This is a genomic window from Duganella margarita, assembly GCF_009857535.1.
In the GTDB taxonomy this organism is placed as follows: Bacteria; Pseudomonadota; Gammaproteobacteria; order Burkholderiales; family Burkholderiaceae_D; genus Rugamonas; species Rugamonas margarita.
Genome location: NZ_WWCS01000006.1, coordinates 82318 through 103278, shown reverse-complemented (window position 1 = coordinate 103278; position 20961 = coordinate 82318). Strand labels below are relative to the sequence as shown.

General features: G+C 64.9%; 15 protein-coding genes. 7 read left to right on the top strand and 8 right to left on the bottom strand.

Annotation, left to right across the window (positions count from 1 at the left end; translation table 11 throughout):
- Positions 1 to 69 precede the first annotated feature (69 nt).
- Genes GTP55_RS11370 through GTP55_RS11350 form a run of 5 tightly spaced genes read right to left on the bottom strand, consistent with a single transcriptional unit; the run spans position 70 to position 8864 of the window.
- Positions 70 to 942: an alpha/beta hydrolase gene (locus tag GTP55_RS11370; protein ID WP_161045046.1), complete on the bottom strand. Its 873-nt coding sequence runs from the start codon at positions 940 to 942 to the stop codon at positions 70 to 72.
- On the bottom strand, positions 932 to 3958 hold the full coding sequence (locus tag GTP55_RS11365; RefSeq protein WP_161045045.1) for a glycosyl hydrolase family 28-related protein: 3027 nt from the start codon (positions 3956 to 3958) through the stop codon (positions 932 to 934). Before GTP55_RS11365 ends, GTP55_RS11370 begins: the two co-directional genes overlap by 11 nt.
- A gap of 4 nt (positions 3959 to 3962) precedes the next feature.
- Positions 3963 to 5330 carry a gluconate:H+ symporter gene (locus GTP55_RS11360; RefSeq protein ID WP_161045044.1) on the bottom strand — a complete coding sequence of 456 codons (1368 nt, stop codon included), beginning with the start codon at positions 5328 to 5330 and terminating at the stop codon, positions 3963 to 3965.
- A gap of 3 nt (positions 5331 to 5333) precedes the next feature.
- Positions 5334 to 8327 carry a TonB-dependent receptor plug domain-containing protein gene (locus tag GTP55_RS11355; RefSeq protein ID WP_229257879.1) on the bottom strand — a complete coding sequence of 998 codons (2994 nt, stop codon included), beginning with the start codon at positions 8325 to 8327 and terminating at the stop codon, positions 5334 to 5336.
- Between the two features lie 42 nt (positions 8328 to 8369).
- Positions 8370 to 8864 carry a gluconokinase gene (locus GTP55_RS11350; protein WP_229257878.1) on the bottom strand — a complete coding sequence of 165 codons (495 nt, stop codon included), beginning with the start codon at positions 8862 to 8864 and terminating at the stop codon, positions 8370 to 8372.
- Between the two features lie 303 nt (positions 8865 to 9167).
- Between GTP55_RS11350 and GTP55_RS11345 the strand changes: the two genes are divergently transcribed.
- Positions 9168 to 12107 carry a sensor histidine kinase gene (locus GTP55_RS11345; RefSeq protein ID WP_161045043.1) on the top strand — a complete coding sequence of 980 codons (2940 nt, stop codon included), beginning with the start codon at positions 9168 to 9170 and terminating at the stop codon, positions 12105 to 12107.
- Here the strand turns inward: GTP55_RS11345 and GTP55_RS11340 are convergent.
- A complete protein-coding gene (locus GTP55_RS11340) occupies positions 12074 to 12979 on the bottom strand; it encodes a catalase (RefSeq protein ID WP_161045042.1) in 906 nt (301 codons plus the stop codon). The two genes, GTP55_RS11345 and GTP55_RS11340, sit on opposite strands and share 34 nt — an antisense overlap.
- Positions 12980 to 13000: 21 nt before the next feature.
- A complete protein-coding gene (locus GTP55_RS11335; protein ID WP_161045041.1) occupies positions 13001 to 13636 on the bottom strand; it encodes a response regulator transcription factor in 636 nt (211 codons plus the stop codon).
- A 93-nt stretch (positions 13637 to 13729) separates the two neighbouring features.
- Between GTP55_RS11335 and GTP55_RS11330 the strand changes: the two genes are divergently transcribed.
- Positions 13730 to 15019 (top strand): MFS transporter, encoded by a 1290-nt coding sequence (locus GTP55_RS11330; RefSeq protein ID WP_161045040.1) that lies wholly within the window; start codon positions 13730 to 13732, stop codon positions 15017 to 15019.
- On the opposite strand, the gene GTP55_RS11325 is transcribed toward GTP55_RS11330, so the two are convergent.
- A complete protein-coding gene (locus GTP55_RS11325) occupies positions 15016 to 15948 on the bottom strand; it encodes a GlxA family transcriptional regulator (protein WP_161045039.1) in 933 nt (310 codons plus the stop codon). The two genes, GTP55_RS11330 and GTP55_RS11325, sit on opposite strands and share 4 nt — an antisense overlap.
- Positions 15949 to 16150: 202 nt before the next feature.
- Here GTP55_RS11325 and GTP55_RS11320 point away from each other — a divergent pair, with 202 nt between their 5' ends.
- Genes GTP55_RS11320 through GTP55_RS11300 form a run of 5 tightly spaced genes read left to right on the top strand, consistent with a single transcriptional unit; the run spans position 16151 to position 20858 of the window.
- Complete coding sequence (locus tag GTP55_RS11320) at positions 16151 to 16972, top strand: alpha/beta fold hydrolase (RefSeq protein ID WP_161045038.1); 822 nt, start codon at positions 16151 to 16153, stop codon at positions 16970 to 16972.
- Positions 16969 to 19119 (top strand): xanthine dehydrogenase family protein molybdopterin-binding subunit, encoded by a 2151-nt coding sequence (locus tag GTP55_RS11315; protein WP_161045037.1) that lies wholly within the window; start codon positions 16969 to 16971, stop codon positions 19117 to 19119. Before GTP55_RS11320 ends, GTP55_RS11315 begins: the two co-directional genes overlap by 4 nt.
- A gap of 13 nt (positions 19120 to 19132) precedes the next feature.
- Positions 19133 to 19588, top strand: coding sequence for a (2Fe-2S)-binding protein (locus tag GTP55_RS11310; RefSeq protein ID WP_161045036.1), 456 nt, complete (start codon positions 19133 to 19135; stop codon positions 19586 to 19588).
- On the top strand, positions 19585 to 20118 hold the full coding sequence (locus GTP55_RS11305) for a hypothetical protein (protein WP_161045035.1): 534 nt from the start codon (positions 19585 to 19587) through the stop codon (positions 20116 to 20118). The genes GTP55_RS11310 and GTP55_RS11305 overlap by 4 nt, the downstream gene beginning before the upstream one ends.
- A 20-nt stretch (positions 20119 to 20138) precedes the next feature.
- The gene (locus GTP55_RS11300) at positions 20139 to 20858 is read left to right on the top strand and encodes a hypothetical protein (RefSeq protein ID WP_161045034.1); all 720 of its coding nucleotides are present in this window, start codon (positions 20139 to 20141) and stop codon (positions 20856 to 20858) included.
- Positions 20859 to 20961 lie beyond the last annotated feature (103 nt).

Here is a 20961-nt window from a genome sequence, read left to right as displayed (position 1 = left end):
AAAATCCAATTCTGGGATTCTACAGCAGGTTGCGCCGTGCGGTAACGTACCCCCGTGGTGATGACGCAACTACGGCGCGGGCACGCCCTGCGGTGGCTGGCCGTTGTGCGGGATCAGCCAGCCGCCGTCGCTGAGCCAGTCCGCCAGCCGATCCGGCCAGTGCACGTCGGACAAGCGCTCGGAACGCTGGCCCATATTGAAGGCATGGTCGGTATCGGCATACAGATGCAGCTCAGCCGATACACCGGCGCCGACCAGTTGCTGATACAGCGCCAGCGCCGGCGGCATGCAGCACTTGTCGCTGGAACCGGCAACGATGAACGCCGGCGGCGCGTTCTGCGCAGCCTTGGCCGGCACGCCCAGCGGTCCGGGATAGACCAGCACCTGGAAATCCGGCCGTGCGCTCTGGCGGTCGATGGCGTCCTGCTTCACGGGCGGTGACGGCTCCGGGTTATCCGCCACCAGCGACACCAGTTCGCCGCCGGCCGAGAAGCCCATCACGCCCAGCCGGCGCGGATCGACACCATACTCCGCCGCATGCGCGCGCACCCAGCGCACCGCACGGCGCAAGTCGGCGGCGGCGTCGTTCTCGATCGAATAGCTGGCGCCCTGGTCGCGCGCCAGCCGGTACTTCAGCACGAAGGCCGTGACGCCGACGCGGTTGAGCGACTTGGCCGCCACCATGCCTTCGTTCTGCCACACCAGCATGCGGTGGCCGCCGCCCGGCGCAATGATGACGGCGGCGCCATTGGCGTGGCGCGGATTGGCGCGCACCACCGTCAGCGATGGATTGTGGATATTGCTGATGTAGGTGTTGTCCACCTTCTCCGCCTCGGCACGGCGCGGCTCCGAACCCGGCGCACCATCCGGCCACAGCGCGAGCTGCTGCGCCCCTGCGTGGGTGTAGAACGCCAGCAGTAGCAAAGCCAGTTTATTGCGCATGAATCTCTCCTGTCGCGTACAACGCGTGATGGGTAAGGACGAACAGTGTACGGCCATCGTCGCCGCCGAAGATCAATTGCAGCGGCCGCTCCGGCACGTCGATGCGGCCGATCTCCTTGCCATCCGGCGCGTAGACGAAGACCTGTCCGTTGGCGACGTAGACATTGCCCTTGCTGTCCACCGCCGCACTTTCGCCGCCGCGATTGGCCGCCAGCTTCAGATCCGTGATGCCGCCGCCCGCGCCGATCACGCCACTAAAGGTGCGGTTCTCGGAGCCGTTGGTGAACACCACCCGGCCATTGGCGCCAGCCGATACCAGACCATGCGTGTCCAGCGTGTCCGAGAAGCGATAGCCCAGGTGATCGTTCGGTCCCTGCTTGAAGACGCGGTAGGCTGGCAGTACCAGGCTGCCGTCTGGCGATACATATTCCCGCTGCTTCGGCAGCGCCACGTCGCGCGCGAACATCTCGGCCAGCGTAGTGAATTCGTAGGTGTCGAAGTTGAGCTGGTCGCGGAACTCGCCGTTCTGCCAGAAATTCACCGGCGCCAGCACGCGCGCGCCCTGGTTCGGCTTCACCGGCGTCGGCTTGATGACGGTGATCGGGCCGGCCGGCTGGGACGGATCGAATGAATACACCGTGCCTTCCGGCCCGAACGACGACACCACCAGCATCGCGCCGCTCTTGTCGATCGCCAGGTTGACCGGGTCCAGCGGCGCGTCGCGTACTACAGCCAGCCCGCGCGCTTTCGACCAGCTGTAGATGCGGTTGAAGCGGCGGTCAACGAAGTACAGCGTGCCTTTGCTATCCACCGTTGCGCCGGCGATGGAGTAGAAGCCGTCTTCCAGCTTGTTTACCTTGCCGGCGGGAGCGCTTGCCGTGTTGGTCATTGCGCCCGCGCCGATATCCAGCATCGCAAATTCATGCTCGCGCACTTCCTGCTTGTGTGTCAGATCCTGCAGTGTGTTCTCGAACGGGTATTTGCTGGCGCGCAGATAGGTATCGCAGCCGTTTTCGTCGCAGGTGGCAAAACCACTCTCCGCGTTCACATGCACATTGCGGAAGCGGATGTTCTCCGAGTTGGTCATCTTCACCGCCGACACGGCCGGCTTGATCGAGCGCGTGACGCGGTATGCATGGTAGTTGGCAAAGGTGATGTTGCGCGAGTTGCGGATCTCCAGCGACACCGCGTCCATGCCGTCGCGTACCTCCTGCTCCGTTTGCGGCGCCAGGAACTCCCAGTTCTCCACATTATCCAGCACGATCTCGGCGCGCGCATGGTGTTCGGCCGACAGTTCATACACCTTCCCAGGCGTCCTGGTGTTCGATACATAGAAGCCCGCCTGCGCAAAAGTGCTCGGCGACCAGCAGGCCACAAACGTTCCACCACCGCCATCGGTCACCCAGATGCTCGGGTACTGCCGGTCCCAATGCTGCGTCGGATCGAAGTTGGCAGTTTTCTGATACGGGTCGCGGCGCTTGCCGTCGTACAGGCGCGTGCCATGGCCGCCCTGGATGCGGATATCGTCCACCAGCGAATCCGCGCCGGCGCGCCACAACAGCGCCGTCGCGCGCGGATTGACTTCACCAGTCGCCAGGCCAAAGCCGGAGACAATCGCATCGCCACCCCTGGCGCTTTCCAGCAGCGCCTTCGGGCCGTCGACGCCAGCATACGCCGGGGAACCATTCGGCAGCACCAGCTGCGTCACGCCGGGATGCAGGCCGACCAGCACCGTGTCCGGCTTCAGACGTATCGTGTCCTGCACCATGTAGAAGCCCAGCGGCAGATACACCACGCGCTTGCTGTCGATGGCTTTCTGCACCGCCGCCGTGTCGTCGGTCACGCCGTCGCCAACGGCGCCGAACGCACGCACGCTGGCCCACTCTTTAGTGGATGGCAGCGTGCGCATCACGGGGGTACGTGCGGTCGGCCAGTTTTTCAGCGCCGCACCCTTGACGTTGGTGGCGAACTTGCCCACGCTGCCAACGCCTGGCAGCATCAAGCCGTAATTGAATTCGCTGATCTGATAGGCCGCCCCATAGCCGGCCACCGTCTTGCCGCTGTCGCGGAAGCGCGCGAACACCGGCACGTTCTTCGCCAGCGCGTTGTCGAAGCCTACTTGCGTGTAGACGTTGTCCTCATTGCTGATGATGACCGCCGCCTTCGACACGTTCTCAAAGCGTACGTCCTTGCCCCACAACCAGTCGCCGTAACCACGGTCAATCTCGATGCCGACCGGCGTGTTGCGGATGGTAGTGTTAATCAGCGTCAGCCCCGCCTCGTGACCGCGTATCGCCGCATCGCGCTGACCATCAAAGGTGGAGTCCATCAGCGTGTACTGCCACGCGGGCGAGGTTTTCTCGGTGAGGATGCCGTAACGGCCGCCATAGAACTTCAGGTCGAAGCTTTCGTTGCCGACCATGTACACGCCGGCCAGGCCGGAGCCGATGTGGAAATCCATGTGACTCAGATACGAGTGCTGCGCGGTCCGCAGCCGCACCGCTGCGGCGGCAGGATTGCCGTCGCCGATTTCAAAGTCCACATTGCTCATCGCCGAATAGAAGGTGGCGGAATTCGCATCGCGTACATTGTCGCTATACGGCACCGCGCTCTTCACCGGCACCGGCACTTTGCCGACCGTGTACTGGTCGCCGCCGGTGAACACCACCATGTTCGCCACGCCCTTCTGGAAGCCCGGCGTGTGCGCTGCCAGCACCAGCACAGGCCGCGTGGGACCAACGCCATACAGGCGCACCGCCTGCGGCACCAGCAGCGAACGCGTGATGCGGTATCGGCCGGACGGCAGGAATACCACCCCGCCCTCGCCTTTGTCGGAAGCCGCATTCAGCGCCTGCTGGATCGCGGCACTATCGTCGGTGCGGCCGTCGCCTGCCGCTTTCACTTGCACCGCGCGCGGATCGTCCGGCATGGTCTGGTAGGCGGAAATGGATGCCGCCTTCGCCAGCAGGGGCGCAACAAGGGCTGCCGCCGCCAGCATCGTCAATAATGGTTTCATCTGTTTATCCCAATAAGGCAGAAAGAATCAATACGAAAATCAGCCCGAATACGCCGACCAGCGTTTCCATCAAGGTCCACGAACGGAAGGTGTCTTTGAGCGACAGGCCGAAATACTCCTTGAACATCCAGAAGCCGGAATCATTCACGTGGCTGCACATCAAGCTGCCGGCGCCGATCGCCAGCACCATCAGCGCGGGGTCGGTACCGGACGCCTGTACCACCGGCGCCACGATGCCTGCCGCCGTCAGCCCCGCCACCGTGGCCGAACCAAGACAGATGCGGATCAGCGTCGCTACCAGCCAGCCCAATACCAGCGGCGGCACCGGCAGCGCGCCAAGCTGCGTGCCCAGTTGCGCGCTGACGCCGGAATCGACCAGCACCTGTTTCAGCGCGCCGGCGCCGGCGATCACCAGCAGGATGGGAGCGATGTCGCGCAACGCATCCTGCGCGCCGGACATCAGCACCACCAGCTTCTGCCCGCGCGCCACACCCAGCGTGATCACCGCCACCAACAGCGCCACCAGCATCACAATCATCGGATTGGCGAGGAATCCAACCAGCGATTTCAACGCCGGATCGGCAATCGGCAGCGCCGCCGCTGCCGTGGCGGCAGCCAGCAACCATACCGGCAGCAGCGCCGTTGCAAAGCTGTTGAACGCACCGGGCAGCTCCGCTTCGTCACGCAATCCGGTGCGGAACATCGGCGCCGGTGTGGCCTGGATACGCTTGAGCGTCATCGCGAACAGCGGCCCGGCGAGGATCAGCGTCGGCACCGCCACGATCAGCCCATACATTAGCGTGCGGCCCATGTCGGCATGGAACTGCGCCACCAGTGCCGTCGGCGAAGGATGCGGCGGCAGGAAGCCATGCGCAATCGACAGGCCGCACAGCAGCGGTATCGCCAGCGCCACCGCCGGCCTGCCGCTCTGGTACACCAGCGAGAACACCAGCGGCACCAGCAGCACAAAGCCGACGTTATAGTACAGCGGTATGCCGGCCACAAAACCGGTCAGGGTCAGCGCCACCGGCATGCGCGAGGAACCGAATACGCCGATCAGGTAACTGGCGATGCGCTGCGCTGCGCCGCTGTCGGCAATCAGCTTGCCGAACACCGCGCCGAGGCAGACGATGACGATCAGCGATCCAAGCAGATCGCCGATGCCCTTGTCGATGGACTTGGGGATGCTCTCCACCGGCATGCCAAGCAGCAGCGCGGCCGCCAGCGCCGCCGCCACGAACGCGATCAGCGGCTGCAGCTTGGCCCAGGCGATCAACAGCGTGAGCAAGCCGACCGACAACGCCACGGCCAGCAGCGCCCACGCAGCCGGCGTCACGCCGAACAGCGCCGCCAACGGACTTGTGATGGCCATCGCTTAGAAGTTATAGCGCATACCGACGCGGTACACACGGCCAACCACATCGTACAGTGCCGGGTTGATGCCGTAACTCAGGTTGGTCTGCGGCGCGGCGGCCGGATCGACGTTACCGATGTTATCGACCTTGAAGAAGGCGGTGGCCTTGTCCGAGAACTTCCAGCTGCCGCCCAGGTCCACGTAGAAGGCGCCCTTCATGTGGTTGTTGTAAATGGTCGGATGGATCACGGTCGATACCGGGCAGTTGGTCTGGCACTCGATAAACTCGTTGCTGTACTTGCCGCTGCTGATCCAGCGTTCGGTCAGCGTCAGGCTGTATTTATCGGTGTCCCACGACTGCGAGGCCAGGCCCTTCCAGCGCGGCGTGTTACCCAGGTTGTTGCCTGCGCCTTCCGACGGAATGGTGCCCACCACGCCCGGATCGGTCAGGAAGCTGATGTTACGGGTGACCAGCGCGCGCACCGTGAAGCGGCCCGGCAGGTTCCAGTCCTTCAGGTTCATGCGATAGGAGCCTTCCACGTCGTAACCCTTGCTGCGCAGCGACGCCAGGTTAAACGCCTGCACCGTGACGTAGTTGTTGGTCGATACGGTGTTATTGAGCGACATGGCGCCGCAGATTTCCTGGTTGCCGGCCACGCACAGGTCCACTTCCTGCTGCGCCGTCAGCGACGAGATCACGCCATCGACCTTGATGTCGAAGTAGTCCAGCGAGGCGCTGAAGCCCGGCGCCCACGACGGCCGGTCCATCACAATGCCGAAGATGTTGTTGCGCGCGATTTCAGGACGCAGCCGCGTATTGCCCACGGTGCGCTGCTGGATGGTGACGGTATTGCCCTGGTACTGCACGATGTTGTTGACCACCACCGCCGCCGCATACAGCTCGCTCAGATTGGGCGCGCGCACATCCTTGGAGGTGACAGCGCGCAGACGCAGGCCATCGATGCCGGTCTTCCAGCTGGCGCCCAGCTTCCAGCTTTCCACATGGCCGGAGGTGCTGTACTTGGTGTGACGGTCTGCCAGGTTGACATTGGCCTCGCCCCAGGTGGCCGACTTCAGCACCGGCACGTTCAGCTCCAGATACGCTTCCTTGACGTTGTAGGTGCCGGAGGCGTTATGGTAGTTACCCGCATACCAGTTGTTGCCGACAGTGGAATTCAACAGCGGATCGGCCGGATAATTGACGTTGTACGGGGTGTCGCCGGTGGCGCCGTTGCCATATGGGTCGCCGCTGACGCGATAGCTTTCGCGACGCCACTCGGCGCCGGTGGCCACCGCCACCGGGCCGGCCCACGAATCGAAGGCCTCGCCGCTGATATTGAAGCTGCCCACATCCTGCTGCTGGCGCGTGTGCTGTTGCGGACCGTATTCCGGCGCCACGTAAGCCCAGGTGGCGTCGCTGACCGGCACATTGCCGATGACGTTCATCGGGACGCAACCGGCGGCGCGCGCAGTCAGGCTGCGGCAGGCGATCGAGCCATCCGCCAGGCGCACCGCATCGATGGCGGCGGTATAGCGGTTGTTCAGCGTCATATCGTGGACGATGATGTCGGTGAAGTTGATGCCGCGTTCAACGTAGGCGTCATACCGCCAATCCCTGCCCAGCGCCGCAAAATTGCCGTCGGCGCCCAGCACCAGCCGACGCATCTCGCGGGTAGGATGAACGTTGATACTTTCCGGGAACTGGCCGTTGGCCGTGCCGTACTGGAAACTGGTGATGTTATTGGCCGCGCACGCCGCCGCAATCGACGCCGGCAGGTACGGGTTATCGCACTGCACGGTCAGATTGGCATTTTTGGCCGCGCCGGGATTGGGCGTGAACGCCGACTTGACCTTGCCGAAGTTGGCGGTGAAGTAGATTTCATGATCAGGGTTGATGTCGAAGCCCACGCGGGTGTACGCTACCTGGCGCGTCAGGTCCATCGCCAGGTTGGTGCCGGCGCCCACACTGCCGCTCAAATCGCCGCCGACGCAGAACGGATTGACGCAACCGGTCACCGCGCCGGTGCCGGTCGGCACACCGCCGGAGCCGTAGTTAAACTTGTAGGGCTGGCCGTTGACGCCGAACGCCGTGCCTTGCAGCGGGCCGTTGGTAATCAGACCGTATTTGGCATACTGGTATTGCTGCGCGTGTTCAATGACGGTGTACTGCGGCTTGCCGTCGTTGGTGGCACTGAGCGGGCGCACCTGATAGGCGGGATTCTTGTACCACGAACGGCCGTTCGGACCGACTTCGCCAAAGCCGGGCGAATCGATGCCCTTTTCGCGGCCATATTCAGCACTGGCCGTCACGTGCAGGCGATTGTCCAGGAAGGCCTTGCCCCATGCGGCCTGCAGGGTGCCGTTCTTGTCGTCGTGGTAGGTGGTCTGGCCACCCTCGACGTTGGCCTTGAAGCCTTCGAATTTTTTATCGGTGATGAAGTTGACCACGCCACCGATGGCGTCCGAACCGTAGGACGCCGAGGCGCCGCCGGTCACCACGTCGACGCGCTTGACCAGCAGCTGCGGGAACTGGCTGACGTCCGTTACGCCGGTGACGTTGGCGCCGACCACGCGCTGGCCGTCCAGCAGCGTCAGGGTGCGGATCGGACCGAGGCCGCGCAGGCTCAGTGAGCTCAGGCCCTGGATGCCGCTACTGGTGCTGTTGGTGCTGGTGGTGCGGCCGGTGCTGCCCTGCAGGGCCGGCAGCTCGGCGATGGCGTTGAACAGATTGGGCTTGGCGTTCTTGGCCAGGTCTTCGGCGCTTAGCACAGTGGTCGGCGTCGGCTGCGAGAAGCCGCGCGCCGCGATGCGCGAACCGGACACCGTTACCACGTTTTCCACCTTGGCTTCCGGTTCGGTGCCGGATGGTGCTGGCGTGTCGGTTTGTGCGACGGGTTGCGCATCGGCCGCCGGTGCAGGCGGCGTGGCCTGCTGCGCATGGGCGATGGCAATCCAGCTGCACGCACTGGCCACGGCCAGGCGCATGATGGTGTTACGGGTAGTCTGTGTAGTCATGTAGGTCTCCATATAGTTTTTTTGTGTTGTGCTACTTTGCTGCTACTCCCTGCGGATCTGCGTCACCAGATCGTCGGGCGGTACTCTTATGTCCAGCGTGACGCCTGCTTCGTCGGATTGCAGTGGTTCGAGATCGCGGAACTGGCTGTCCAGCAGGGAGGTCGGCATGTAGTGGCCAACCCGCGTATGCATGCGCGCCGCGATCAGTTCCTTCGGTCCGCTCAAGTGCGCGAAACGCAGCGCCGGATCGCCCTCGCGCAGCAGATCGCGGTAACGCCGCTTCAGCGCCGAGCAGGAAATCACCAGTCCCTCACCACGTTCGCGCGCTGCGCGGATCTGCGCCTGCAACGTCAGCAGCCACTCGGCGCGGTCAGCGTCGTTGAGCGCCACGCCGGCCGACATCTTGGCGACGTTGGCCGGGGGGTGAAACTGGTCGCCTTCAACGAAGCCGACTTCGTTCGCAGTCGCCAGCGCCTGCCCCACCGTGCTCTTGCCGCAGCCACTGACGCCCATCACCACCCACCGGATACTCTGCATCCATGTCTCCAAAATTAGATAGCGCTAACATTAGCCTCCTGCAAGAATTGATGCCGCGTGAAAGCACTTACCAACACGGTATCGAGGGAGTCCAATGGGCGCTAAGTTAGCGTTATCATTTTCCATCAACTTTAGCTCACCGTGGGAATTTGTAAAGACTTATTCATATTGCATCGCACCATGCGCGTCGCGGCGGCACAACGGTTGAGCTTCTATCCCGGGAAGATTGCAGCATGCTATATTTACAAACTTCGTCCCGCCCTCTGTTCCGTCATGCCGCTTGTCCTCAGGAGATTTATCCCGTTGCTGGCCACTCTGGCCGTGCTGACGGCCGTCCCCGCACAGGCGCTCGATCCCGCCACGCCGCTGCGCGACTACCACCACACCATCTGGACCAGCAAGGACGGCGCGCCAGCCGAAATCACCAGCATGGCGCAAACGCCGGATGGCTGGCTGTGGCTGGGCACACCGACCGGCATCTACCGCTTCGACGGCGTGCGCTTCGAACCCTATGTGCCGCCACCCGGCAGCAAGCTGCTGCACTCGCGTATCAGCAATCTGGTGGCGATGCCCAACGGTGACCTGATGATCGGCTATGTCTGGCCTGGCTTCTCGGTGCGCCATGCCGACGGCCGGCTGGAACACCTGGCGCAGGCGCAGGACAGTCTGATGTCGGTGTACTCCGTGGCGCGCGATATCGACGGCAGCCTGTGGGTGACCAGCGGCCAGGGCGTGCGCCGCTGGGCCAACGGCAAGTGGCAGGTGATCGGACCGGCGTCCGGGCTGGAGGGCCTGGTCGCGATTAGCCTGGCCGACCAGCACGGACGGCTCTACCTCGGTTCCGACAAGGGCACTTTTGTCCTGAACCGCGACAGCGGCCGCTTTGAACGGATCGACGCCGCGCCCTCCGACGCGCTGGTCGAAACGCCGGATGGCCAGCTCTGGGCCGGCGCCGGGGACCGCCTGCAAAGACTGCCCACCCCCGCGCCGACGCTGCGCCGGCCCGACTGGCTGGCGCCGTCGCGGGCCAGTGTCAACAGCCAGTTCGACCACGACGGCAATCTGTGGACGGTGCGCTGCCCGGTCGGCCTGTGCCTGTTGCGCGGCGCCGACCAGCGCAACCAGCCCGTGGTGGCGTCGCGCGACGCCACCGATAAACTGGATCAGCCATGGCAGGTCAGCAATCTGTCGACCAATCTGCTGCTGGAAGACCATCTCGGAAATATCTGGATGGCGACGCAGGCGGGCCTGGAGCGCTTCCGCAACAGCGCCATGCTGCCGGCCAAGGTCGGCGGCGCCGACGGCTTCTACACGCTGGCGCGCGGCGACGACGGCGAGGTGTGGGTCAGCGACCGCCGCAAACATAACGTCTGGCAGCTGACGCCGGGCCAGCCGCCGCGCGCGCACGCCGACTACGATTTCGTCGCGGCCGACCGCAACGGCGCCTTGCTGATGGCGGGTCCGACCGCGCTCACGCGACGCCGCGGCCAGCGGGTCGAGCAGATCGCCTGGCCCGCAGAACCGGGCAGTTACGCGACTTATGCGGTAGTCGACGACGGCCGCCGCCTGTGGCTGAAGCTGGCCGATCGCCGCACCTTTGTGCTGGTCGACGGCCAGTGGCGCAAGCGCTCCGCAGTCATGGAATCGGGCTACATCAACTCTGCGGTGGACGGCGACGGCAAGATGTGGTTCGTCAGCAGCAAGGGCGTGGTGTCGCACTTTGACAATGGCGTGGTGCGCACCGCCTGGTCGCCCGAGCAGCACGGCATCACGGCGATCTGCGGCATCTTTGCCGGCGGCGAGGTGCTGCTCGCCGGCGAGAACGGCGTCGCCGTACTGCGCGACGGCCAGTGGACCAAATTGAACACCGACCAGCCGGCGGCGCTGAGCAATGTGACCGGCATGACCGCCAGCGCCAACGGCGACCGCTGGCTCAATGGCGGCCATGGCGTGCTGCGCATCACTCAGGCCGACTGGCAGGACGCCATGACGCATCCCGAGCGCCTGCTGCGCTATACGCTGTTCGACGCCGCCGATGGTTATGCCGGCGAAGCAGCTACCGGCGTATGGGACAACACGGCGCTCACCGACAGCAAAGGCAAGCTGTGGTTCGCCAGCACTTCCGGCCTGTGGCGGCTGGACCCCGACAAACTCTGGCGCAGCACACTGCAGCCGCGCGTGGAAATCCTGCTGCTGCAAGCCGATGCGGCCTACGCGCCGCAAGATCAACTGCGCCTGCCTGCCGGCACCGTGCAACTGCGCATCGACTATACCGGGCTGGGGACCGACAAACCTGAAAAGCTGCGCTTCCAGTATCGGCTCGATGGTATCGACCAGGATTGGCAGGAGGCCGGCCAGCGCCGCAGCGCCTATTACACCAACCTGGGGCCGGGCGCCTACCGCTTCCTGCTGCGCGCGGTGAACGAAAATAACGTCAGCAGCAAAGAAGCAAGCCTGGACTTCGGCATTGATCCCACCGTGACGCAAACCGGCTGGTTCAAGGCAGCGCTGGCGCTATTGGCCGCCACCCTGCTCTATCTGCTGTACCGCCAGCGGCTGCGCATCAACACCCGGCGCGCGCTGGAGCGCTTCAACCTGCGCGTGGAAGAGCGCGAGAGCATCGCCCGCGACCTGCACGACACCCTGCTGCAATCGATGCAAGGGGTGATCTACAGCGTCAAGGCGATCGCCATGGACTTGCCGCCGCAGGAACCGATGCGACACGCGATGGACCGCACCGTCAAGCTGGCCACCGACGCGCTGGTCGAGGGCCGCGACCGCGTCAGCGAACTGCGCGCCGAAGCCGCCACGCGGCTCAATTTGAGCGACGCCCTGCAGGCCACCGCCGCCGAACATGCCGGCGCCGGCCTGCAAATCGCGGTGCGCAGCGAAGGCGCGCCGCGCGAACTGCACCCCGTCGTCCACGACGAACTGCTGTTGATGGGACGCGAGTGCCTGCTCAACGCCATCCGCCACGCCCGGGCCAGCGAGGTAAATGTGGTGTTGCAGTGGGGCGAGCGCGCGCTCAAGCTGGTGGTCAGCGATAACGGCGTCGGCATGCCGGCGGAAGTGGCGGCCGCGCAGAGCAAGCCGGGACACTGGGGCCTGGAAGGCCTGCACGAACGCGCCCATCGCCTGCAGGCCGGGCTGGAATTGGAAACCGGCGCCGGCGGCACCGTGTGGCGCATCTCGGTGCCGGCCACGCTGGCCTATCGCCGCCGCGCCAGCGAGGCCGAGGCGTAGACGTTGGCGCGGGCGCGCAGCATGGGATCGTCGCTGGCGGCAATGCCGGTCGGTAGCCGCGTGGGCATAAAGGTCATGAAGTCGCAGCTGGTGTCGGCCAGGGCGGTGATCAGCAGCGCGCCAAGCGGCACCCGCTCCTGCCCTTGCCATGGCATGCTGGGATCGTCCAGCGGATCGCCCGCCGCCGGCAGTTGCGCGTACAACTGGAAGCGGATCGGCCCTTGCAGCAGGCGTTCGTCCATCTCGCGCTCCAGAAAGGCAGATGGTAGCTGGCGTTCCTGCGCTGCGCTCAAATAGCGCGTACCGGCTTCCGGCACCGCCATGAGCCGCGCCGGCCGCGCAACACCATCCGCGCCGGTGAACAGAAAAGCATGGGTCGAATGATAGGGCGTGCAGGCATACGAGGACGGCGCCGCGTGCGACGCCAGTAAGGCCGGCAGGCGCAGCGTGTCCGGGTGGCGCTGCTCGTGGGCGGCGATGCGCTGCGGATCGGGCACGCCGGTATTGGGGTCAGCGGCTTGCGCTTCCAGGTAGCTCAGATAGGAAACCGGCGTGGCGGCGTAAAAAATCGGCTCGGATACCAGCACCATGTCATACGATTCATGCTCGCCGTGCACGCGCACCGCCATGCCGCGCAGGTTGCGGGTCTTTTCCGAAATCGCCGGATCGCTGCCGCCGACCGAAAAACGCACGGTGGCCGGCAGTGGGCCGTCGCGCAGTATCGCAATGTCGGCAAAGTGGGCGGCGTTGGCATGCGGCGCGAAGTGGCCAACGGCGCAGTAACCTCGCGCGTGGCTGGCGCGCTTGCCGGCATGGGCGCCAAGATGGGTCAGGGCATCGAGCAAAGGCTGCCGGCCGGAGGAAATCGTCATCGTGCCGTGTGCCCGTCCTGCCTACAGTTCCCAGGTTTCCAGCAGGCCGCGTTGCAGGCAGATGGTGACCGCGTGGGTGCGGTCATTGGCGTCCAGTTTCGTCATCACGGTGCGCATATAGCTCTTGACGGTTTCCTCGCTGATGCCCAGCTTTTCGCCGATGGCGCGGTTGGACAGGCCGCCGGCCACATTGCGCAGCACATCCAGTTCGCGAAAGCTCAAACGGTCGCGGTCAAAATAAATCTGCCCGCCCAGCAGTTCGGAAGGCCAAACCTCGCGTCCCCGATGCACCGTGCGTATGCTGTCGAGCACATTCTCGGCCAGCATGCTTTTGAGGAGATAGCCACTGGCGCCGGCTTTGTGCGCGGCCTGCACCAGCGCGCCGCCGGCATAGGTACTCAAGGCGATCAGGCGGGCGTTGGGACGATTGCGGCGGATCGCCGAAATCGCATTCAGGCCGCCCAGGCCCGGCATGCGCAAGTCCATCAGCGTGACATCGGGCCGGGCTTCGGCATAACGCGCTACCGCCTCTTCGCCGCTGTCAGCTTCGGCCGCCAGTTCGATATCCGGCGCTTTCGCCAGGATAGCCAGCAGCCCCTCGCGCAGCAAGGGGTGATCGTCGACGATCATGACACGGATGGAGTGTGGATAGCTCATATCAGTGATTCTACGCATTTTGACGCAGCCCGGCATCCCCCGTTCTAGGGTAGCATACGCCCCTATCCCTACCGACATAAGAGACCTGCGCACATGATCGCCACCGCCGTTCCGCCTGCCACCGCCAGCCGGCCGCTGACTGGCCAGGATTACAAGACCCTGGCGCTGGCCGCCCTCGGCGGCGCGCTGGAATTCTACGATTTCATCATCTTCGTCTTTTTTGCCAACGTCATCGGCCAGCTGTTCTTCCCGCCCGACATGCCGGAGTGGCTGCGCACCCTGCAAACCTTCGGCATTTTCGCCGCCGGCTACGTGGTGCGGCCACTGGGCGGCATCGTCATGGCGCACTTCGGCGATCTGCTGGGCCGCAAGCGCATGTTCACGCTGTCGATCCTGCTGATGTCGGTGCCGACGCTGGCCATCGGCCTGCTGCCGACCTACGCCAGCATCGGCCTGGCCGCGCCAATGCTGCTGTTGCTGATGCGCGTGCTGCAGGGCGCGGCGGTCGGCGGCGAGGTGCCGGGGGCCTGGGTGTTTGTCTCCGAGCATGTGCCGGCGCGCCACACCGGCTACGCCTGCGGCGTGCTGACCGCTGGCCTGACCGTCGGCATCCTGCTTGGCTCCCTGGTGGCGACCGGCCTGAATACCGCTTACCTCCCAGCGGAAGTACTGGCCGGCCCCTGGCGCTGGCCGTTCCTGCTGGGCGGCGTGTTCGGCCTGGCCTCGATGTACTTGCGCCGCTGGCTGCACGAGACGCCGGTGTTTGCCGAAATGGCGCAACGCCAGGCGCTGGCCGCCGAGATGCCGCTCAAGACCGTGCTGCGCAGCCACCGCGCCGCCGTCGCCGTCTCGATGCTGCTGACCTGGATGCTGTCGGCCGGGATCGTGGTGGTGATCCTGATGACGCCCGCGCTGCTGCAAAAGATGTATCACATCGACGCCCGCACCTCGCTGCTGGCCAACACCCTGGCCACGGTCGGCCTGGCGCTGGGCTGCATCTGCTACGGCGTGATGGCCGACCGCATCGGCGCCAAGCCGGTGCTGTTTATCGGCGCCCTGCTACTGGCCATCTGCACCTGGGTGTTTTACACCACGTTGCGGGTGCAGCCGGAATGGCTGCTGCCGCTGTACGGCCTGACCGGATTCTTTGTCGGCGTGGTCGGCGCGGTGCCGTGCGTGCTGGTGCAGGCATTCCCGCCGCAGGTGCGCTTTTCCGGCCTGTCGTTCTCGTATAACCTGTCGTACGCCATCTTCGGCGGCCTGACGCCGATGGTGGTCACGCTGATGCTGAAGAATGAACCGCTGGCGCCGGCCTTCTATGTGATCGCGGTCTGCGTGATCGGCATGCTCACCGCACTGTTCGTGCGCAAGGCTCAGACCTAGGCTGCCCGCCGCAGCGACTGCGGCGGCGCACCACAGACGCGCAGGAAGGCGCGCCGCATCTGCTCCACCTGCGCAAAGCCCGATTCCCGGGCGATGTAGTCCAGCGTGTGGCGCGTGTTTTCGATCATCGCGCGCGCCGACTCCAGCCGCAGCGACTCCACCGCCCTGGCCGGCGACTGCCCGGTCTCGTCGCGGAAGCGCCGGCTGAACTGGCGCCGGCTCAGGTTCGCCACGCCGGCCAGTTCGTCCACCGACAGCTGTCGCCGCAAATGCGTGCGCGCATAGGACAGCACTTTTTGTATCGGGTCCGAACGCGGCGCCATCTCTAGCAGCGTGGAGAACTGCGAGTGGTTGCTGGCACGGCGGTGATAGATAACCATCTGGCGCGCGATCTTCAGCACCAGCTCGACGCCATGATCCTGCTGCACCATGGCCAGCGCCAAGTCGATGCAGGCCGTCATGCCGGCCGAACTCCAGTACTTCCCATCATGGATGTAAATTGCCTCCGGCTCCACCTTCAGCAGCGGAAAACGCTGCTGAAGGTCGGCGGCGCGCGCCCAGTGCGTGGTGACGCGCCGCCCGTCCAGCAGCCCGGTGGCCGCCAGCAGTTCAGCGCCGGTACAGATGCTGCCGGCGCGGCGTGCGGCCATGCAGGCGCTGCGCACCATCTCCAGCAGCGGCGCGCTGGTCGGCATGCTGCCGACCGTGCCGAACACCAGCACCGTATCCATGATGGCTGATGTATCGGCGCCAGCCTGCGTTGCGACTGCCGGTCCGGCGGAACTGGCGACGCTACCGCCAGTCTGCGACAGCATCGTCATGTCATATAAACGCGCGCCCGATAGTACGTTCGCCAGCTCGAACACCGTCAGCGCGGCGAAGTCCAGCACCTCGAATCCTGGGAACACAAAAAAGGCGATTGATTTCATGCGCCGATGGTAGCGGAGCGTCGCGCGCGCCGGGATCCAGCGTAAGCGGGGGCATCTAACCTCTTTCGGGGGCTAGCTTGCACACGGTCGCTGTGCAGCATCCCCTCATATGGGGAGCATGTCCCGAATTGCGCGGTTTACGTCCCAAATTGCAGGGAGCGCGCTCATATAATTTTTTCATTTCACCCTGCAAGGAGCTCCCATGACGACCCAATACATCACGGTCAACGGCATCCAGACCGCCTATCGCCTGTACGGCGAGCGCGGCACCGAACCACCGCTGTTCCTGATGCAGCACTTCACCGGTACCATGGACAACTGGGACCCGCTGGTGATCGAGGGCCTGGCCCGGCATCGGCAAGTGGTCGTATTCGACAACGCCGGCGTCGGCGCGTCGCATGGGATCACGCCGTCCAACGTGCCGGAGATGGCGCAGCAGGCACTGAGCGTAATCGAGGCGCTGGGCCTGGGGCAGGTCGACCTGCTGGGTTTTTCGCTGGGCAGCTTCCTGGCGCAGGAAATCGCCGCCAACCTGCCGAAGAGCGTGCGCCGCATGGTGCTGGCCGGCGGTTGCCCGTCCGGCATGGGCGCGGGCGACTTCCGCAAGGTGATCAGCGAAATCGGCGGCAAGACGCCGGGCGAAATCCTGCTGCACCTGTTCTTCACGCCGACCGCCAACAGCCAGCAACGCGGCAAGGCCTTCCTGCAACGCCTGAAGTTCCGCGATGAGGCAGGCCCCAATCCGCCGTCGCAGACATTCACCGCCCAGTACCTGGCAATCGAAAGCTGGTGCGGCCAGCGCGACGCCGGTTACGCGCTGCTGAAGCGCATCAAGCACCCGGTATTGGTGGTCCAGGGCAGCAATGACACCATGTTTCCGACCGAGCAATCGATACGCCTGTTCCAGCACCTGCCGAATGCACAACTGAGTTTGTATCCGGACGCCGGCCACGCCTCGCTGTTCCAGTACCCGTCGCTGTTCGTCGAACAGGTCGACACCTTCCTGCGCAAGGAACTCGCATGACCGAGCGCCGCCTATTCCTGAAGGCCATGGCCGCCGTCGGCGGTGGTCTGATGCTGCAAATCGCCATTCCTGCGGCGCGCGCGCGTGACGCCTCGACCACGTCCTCCAGCGTCTTCGAACCGAACGCCGTGGTACGCATCACCGCCGACGGCAAGGTTCACATGGCCATGCCCTATGTCGAAATGGGCCAGGGCACCTACACCTCGATTCCCATGCTGATCGCCGAGGAACTGGAAGTGGACCTCAAGGACGTCGCGCTGGAGCATGCCGGCGCCGACGACAAGCGCTATATGAATCCGGCGCTGGGCTTCCAGGTCACCGGCGGCTCGACCACCATGCGCGCCGCCTGGATGCCGATGCGCCAGGCCGGCGCCGCCGCGCGCTTGCTGCTGATCCAGGCCGCAGCGCAGCAGTGGCAGGTCGATCCCGCCACCTGCCGCGCCGAGCATGGCACGGTGATCCACGCGCCGTCCGGCCGCAAGCTCGGTTACGGCGCGCTGGCCGACGCCGCCGCCACACTGCCGCTGCCGGATGTGAAGACCATCGTACTGAAACAGCCCAAGGACTTCCGTCTGATCGGCAAAGTCACGCGCCGTCTCGACACGCCGGACAAGCTGAATGGCTCGGCCGAATACGGCATCGACGTCCAGCTGCCCGGCATGAAAGTGGCCGCGCTGGCGATATCGCCGGTGTTCGGCGGCCGTCTGGCAGGGCTGGACGAAGCGGCCGCGCTCAAGGTGCCCGGCGTGCACCAGGTGGTGAGGCTGGACGACGGCGCCGCCGTCATCGCCGACAACTACGGCGCCGCGCACAAAGCCCTGCTGTTGCTGGACCTGCGCTGGGATGACGGTCCGAATGCGAAACTGAGCAGCGCCGACATCGTCGCCGACATGGTGCGCGCGGCCGATGCCGGCAGCGCGCAAGTGCGCAGCGACGGCAACCCGGAGCAGGCCTTTGCCGGCGCCGCGCGCGTCATCGACGCCACTTACGAGCTGCCCTTCCTGGCCCACGCGCCGATGGAGCCGATGAACTGCACCGTGCACGTCACGCCGGACAGCTGCGAAGTCTGGACCGGTACCCAGGTCATCACCCGCGCCCGCGCGGTGGCGGCCAAGGTCACCGGCCTGCCATTGGAAAAAGTCAGCGTGCATAATTTCCTGCTGGGCGGCGGCTTTGGCCGCCGGCTGGAAATCGACGGCGTTGAACGCGCGGTACGCATCGCCCGCGAGGTCCCGCATCCGGTCAAGGTGATCTGGAGCCGCGAGGACGACATCCAGCACGATATGTATCGCCCCTATTTCTACGACCAGATGCGCGCTGGGCTGGATGCGCAAGGCGATGTGGTGGCCTGGTCGCATCACACCACCGGCTCCTCGGTGCTGGGCCGTTTCCTGCCACCGGCGTTCAACAACGGCTGGGACCCGGAAACCGTGGACGGTGCCGAGAAGCCGCCCTACGACTTCAAGGCGATCCAGGTGAACTACACCCGCCACGAACCGCCGCACATCCCTACCGCGTTCTGGCGCGGCGTCGGCCCATCCCACAATGTATTCGTGGTGGAGAGCTTCATCGACGAACTGGCGGCCAGCGCCAAGGCTGACCCACTGGCCTACCGGCTGGCGCTACTCAAGCAGAATCCACGCGCTGAACAGGTGCTGAAGCTGGCCGCGCAAAAAGCCGGCTGGAAGGGATCTCACGCCGGCAAGACCGGACGCGGACTGTCGGTGCAATTCGCCTTCGGCACCTACATGGCGATGGTGGTCGATGCCCATATCCAGGACGGCGAAGTGCGCGTCAGCCGCGTGGTATGCGCGTTGGACTGCGGCGTGGTGGTCAATCCGGACACGGTCAAGGCGCAAGTGGAAGGCGCCGTTATCTTCGGCATCTCTGGCGCGCTGTATGGCGACGTCACCTTCAAGGATGGCCGCGTCGAGCAAACCAACTTCCACGACTACCGCGTGCTGCGCATGCACGAAACGCCGGTGATCGATACCTACATCGTCAGCAGCAACGAGGCGCCCGGCGGCATGGGCGAACCGGGCACCTCGGCGTTGATGCCGGCGCTGGCCAACGCGGTGTATGCCGCCACCGGCACCCGGGTGCGAAAGCTGCCAATCGCCAAGGCCCTGGCCGCGGCAACCACTTAACAGGAGCACGAGCATGACTTCATTGAACATCAACGGCAAAGCGGTCGACGTCGAGGCCGAACCAGACACCCCGCTACTGTGGGTGCTGCGCGACGAACTGCATATGTCCGGCACCAAATTTGGCTGCGGCATGGCGCTGTGCGGCGCTTGCACCGTGCACCTGGACGGCCAGCCGTCGCGCGCCTGCGTCACGCCGGTATCGGCGGCGGCAGGCAAGAAGATCACCACCATCGAAGCGATCGCCGAATCGGCGGTCGGCAAGCGCGTGCAGATGGCATGGGCGGAAATCGACGTGCCGCAATGCGGCTACTGCCAGTCCGGCCAGATCATGGCCGCCACCGCGCTGCTGAAGGCGATTCCCAGACCGACCGACAAGGACATCGACCAGGCCATGTCCGGCAATATCTGCCGCTGCGGCACGTATCCGCGCATCCGCGCCGCCATCCACAAAGCAGCGGGGAAAGCATGATGCGCGCGCTCCTGCTGATGTGTGCCGCGCTTGCCGGGGTAGCGCAGGCCGCGCCCAAAGGTGACGGCAAGCTGTTCGACCCGGTGGCCAGCGTGGTGATGTCGCCGCGCTGCATCAACTGCCACCAGGTCGAGGCCCCGCACCAGAAGGACATCGGCATCGTTCACGCGCAGCAGGTGGTGCGCGGCGCCGACGGCCACGGTTCGGCAGTGCTGCATTGCGCCGCCTGCCACCAGGCGTCCAACAGCGCGCAAGGCCGCGTGCCGGGCGCGCCCAACTGGCACCTGGCGCCGCTCAGCATGAAGTGGCAAGGCCTGGACAAGAAAGGCGTGTGCCAGCAGATGAAAGACCCAAAACGCAACGGCAACCGCAAGACCGGCGAACAAGTGATCGAACACATGAAAACCGATCCGCTGGTGCTGTGGGCGTGGAATCCGGGCGCCCAGCGCACGCTGCCGCCGATGTCGCATGAAGACTTCATCAAGGCGCTGGAAACATGGGCGGATGCCGGCATGCCCTGCCCTCAATAACTCACACACCAAGGAACATCATGAACGCATTGCTCAAACAAGTCCTGAAGGCCCACGGCGGCCTGCAACACTGGAAAAGCCTGAACAAGCTGACCGCGCATCTGAGCCAGGGCGGCATTCTGTGGCCACTCAAAGGCCACGGTGGCAAACTGGATGAAGTGGATGTCAGCATCGAACTGCATCGTCAGTGGACTTCGCACTCGCCGTTCGGCGCGGCGGGCCGCCGCACCTCGGTCACGCCGCAGCACGCCATTATCGAAACGGCAGACGACACGGTGGTCGAATCGCTGCCGTCGCCGCGCGATTCGTTTGCCGGCTTTGGCCTGGAGACCCAATGGAGCGAGCCGCAACTGGCCTACTTCGTCGGCTACGCCATCTGGAATTATCTGACGCTGCCGTTCGCGTTTGCCGAACCAGGTTTCGAGTTCGAAGAACTGATGTCGTGGCAGGAGGGCGGGGAATCGCTGCGCCGCCTGAAGGTGCGCTACCCGGACAGCATAGCCACCCACAGCCGCGAACAGACGTTCTACTTCGCCGAAGACGGCAAGTTGCGTCGCCACGACTATGACGTCGATATCAGCGGCGGTACGCCGGCGGTGCACTACTTCCATGACTACGGCACCTTCGACGGCATCAGCATGCCGACCCGCCACCTGATCTACGTGCGAGACGCCGACCTGGGACACCAGCCGGAACCGCTGGTGGTATCGATCGGCGTCAGCCAGATCAAATTCAGCTAACTAAGACGCGCGATCGCTGCAACCGCACCATCAGCAGCAGCGCCAGTATCAGGAAGATGCTGGATGCGGTAAGCGCCACGAATTCCAGGTTGGAGGCATGGCC

Excerpts from the sequence above, each read along its gene's own strand:
- GTP55_RS11340 (WP_161045042.1), bottom strand. The coding sequence starts at position 12,979 with ATGACGATTTCCTCCGGCCGGCAGCCTTTGCTCGATGCCCTGACCCAT.
- GTP55_RS11310 (WP_161045036.1), top strand. The coding sequence starts at position 19,133 with ATGACTTCATTGAACATCAACGGCAAAGCGGTCGACGTCGAGGCCGAA.
- GTP55_RS11305 (WP_161045035.1), top strand. The coding sequence starts at position 19,585 with ATGATGCGCGCGCTCCTGCTGATGTGTGCCGCGCTTGCCGGGGTAGCG.
- GTP55_RS11350 (WP_229257878.1), bottom strand. The coding sequence starts at position 8,864 with ATGCAGAGTATCCGGTGGGTGGTGATGGGCGTCAGTGGCTGCGGCAAG.
- GTP55_RS11325 (WP_161045039.1), bottom strand. The coding sequence starts at position 15,948 with ATGAAATCAATCGCCTTTTTTGTGTTCCCAGGATTCGAGGTGCTGGAC.
- GTP55_RS11330 (WP_161045040.1), top strand. The coding sequence starts at position 13,730 with ATGATCGCCACCGCCGTTCCGCCTGCCACCGCCAGCCGGCCGCTGACT.
- GTP55_RS11355 (WP_229257879.1), bottom strand. The coding sequence starts at position 8,327 with ATGACTACACAGACTACCCGTAACACCATCATGCGCCTGGCCGTGGCC.
- GTP55_RS11335 (WP_161045041.1), bottom strand. The coding sequence starts at position 13,636 with ATGAGCTATCCACACTCCATCCGTGTCATGATCGTCGACGATCACCCC.
- GTP55_RS11360 (WP_161045044.1), bottom strand. The coding sequence starts at position 5,330 with ATGGCCATCACAAGTCCGTTGGCGGCGCTGTTCGGCGTGACGCCGGCT.
- GTP55_RS11320 (WP_161045038.1), top strand. The coding sequence starts at position 16,151 with ATGACGACCCAATACATCACGGTCAACGGCATCCAGACCGCCTATCGC.
- GTP55_RS11300 (WP_161045034.1), top strand. The coding sequence starts at position 20,139 with ATGAACGCATTGCTCAAACAAGTCCTGAAGGCCCACGGCGGCCTGCAA.
- GTP55_RS11315 (WP_161045037.1), top strand. The coding sequence starts at position 16,969 with ATGACCGAGCGCCGCCTATTCCTGAAGGCCATGGCCGCCGTCGGCGGT.
- GTP55_RS11365 (WP_161045045.1), bottom strand. The coding sequence starts at position 3,958 with ATGAAACCATTATTGACGATGCTGGCGGCGGCAGCCCTTGTTGCGCCC.
- GTP55_RS11370 (WP_161045046.1), bottom strand. The coding sequence starts at position 942 with ATGCGCAATAAACTGGCTTTGCTACTGCTGGCGTTCTACACCCACGCA.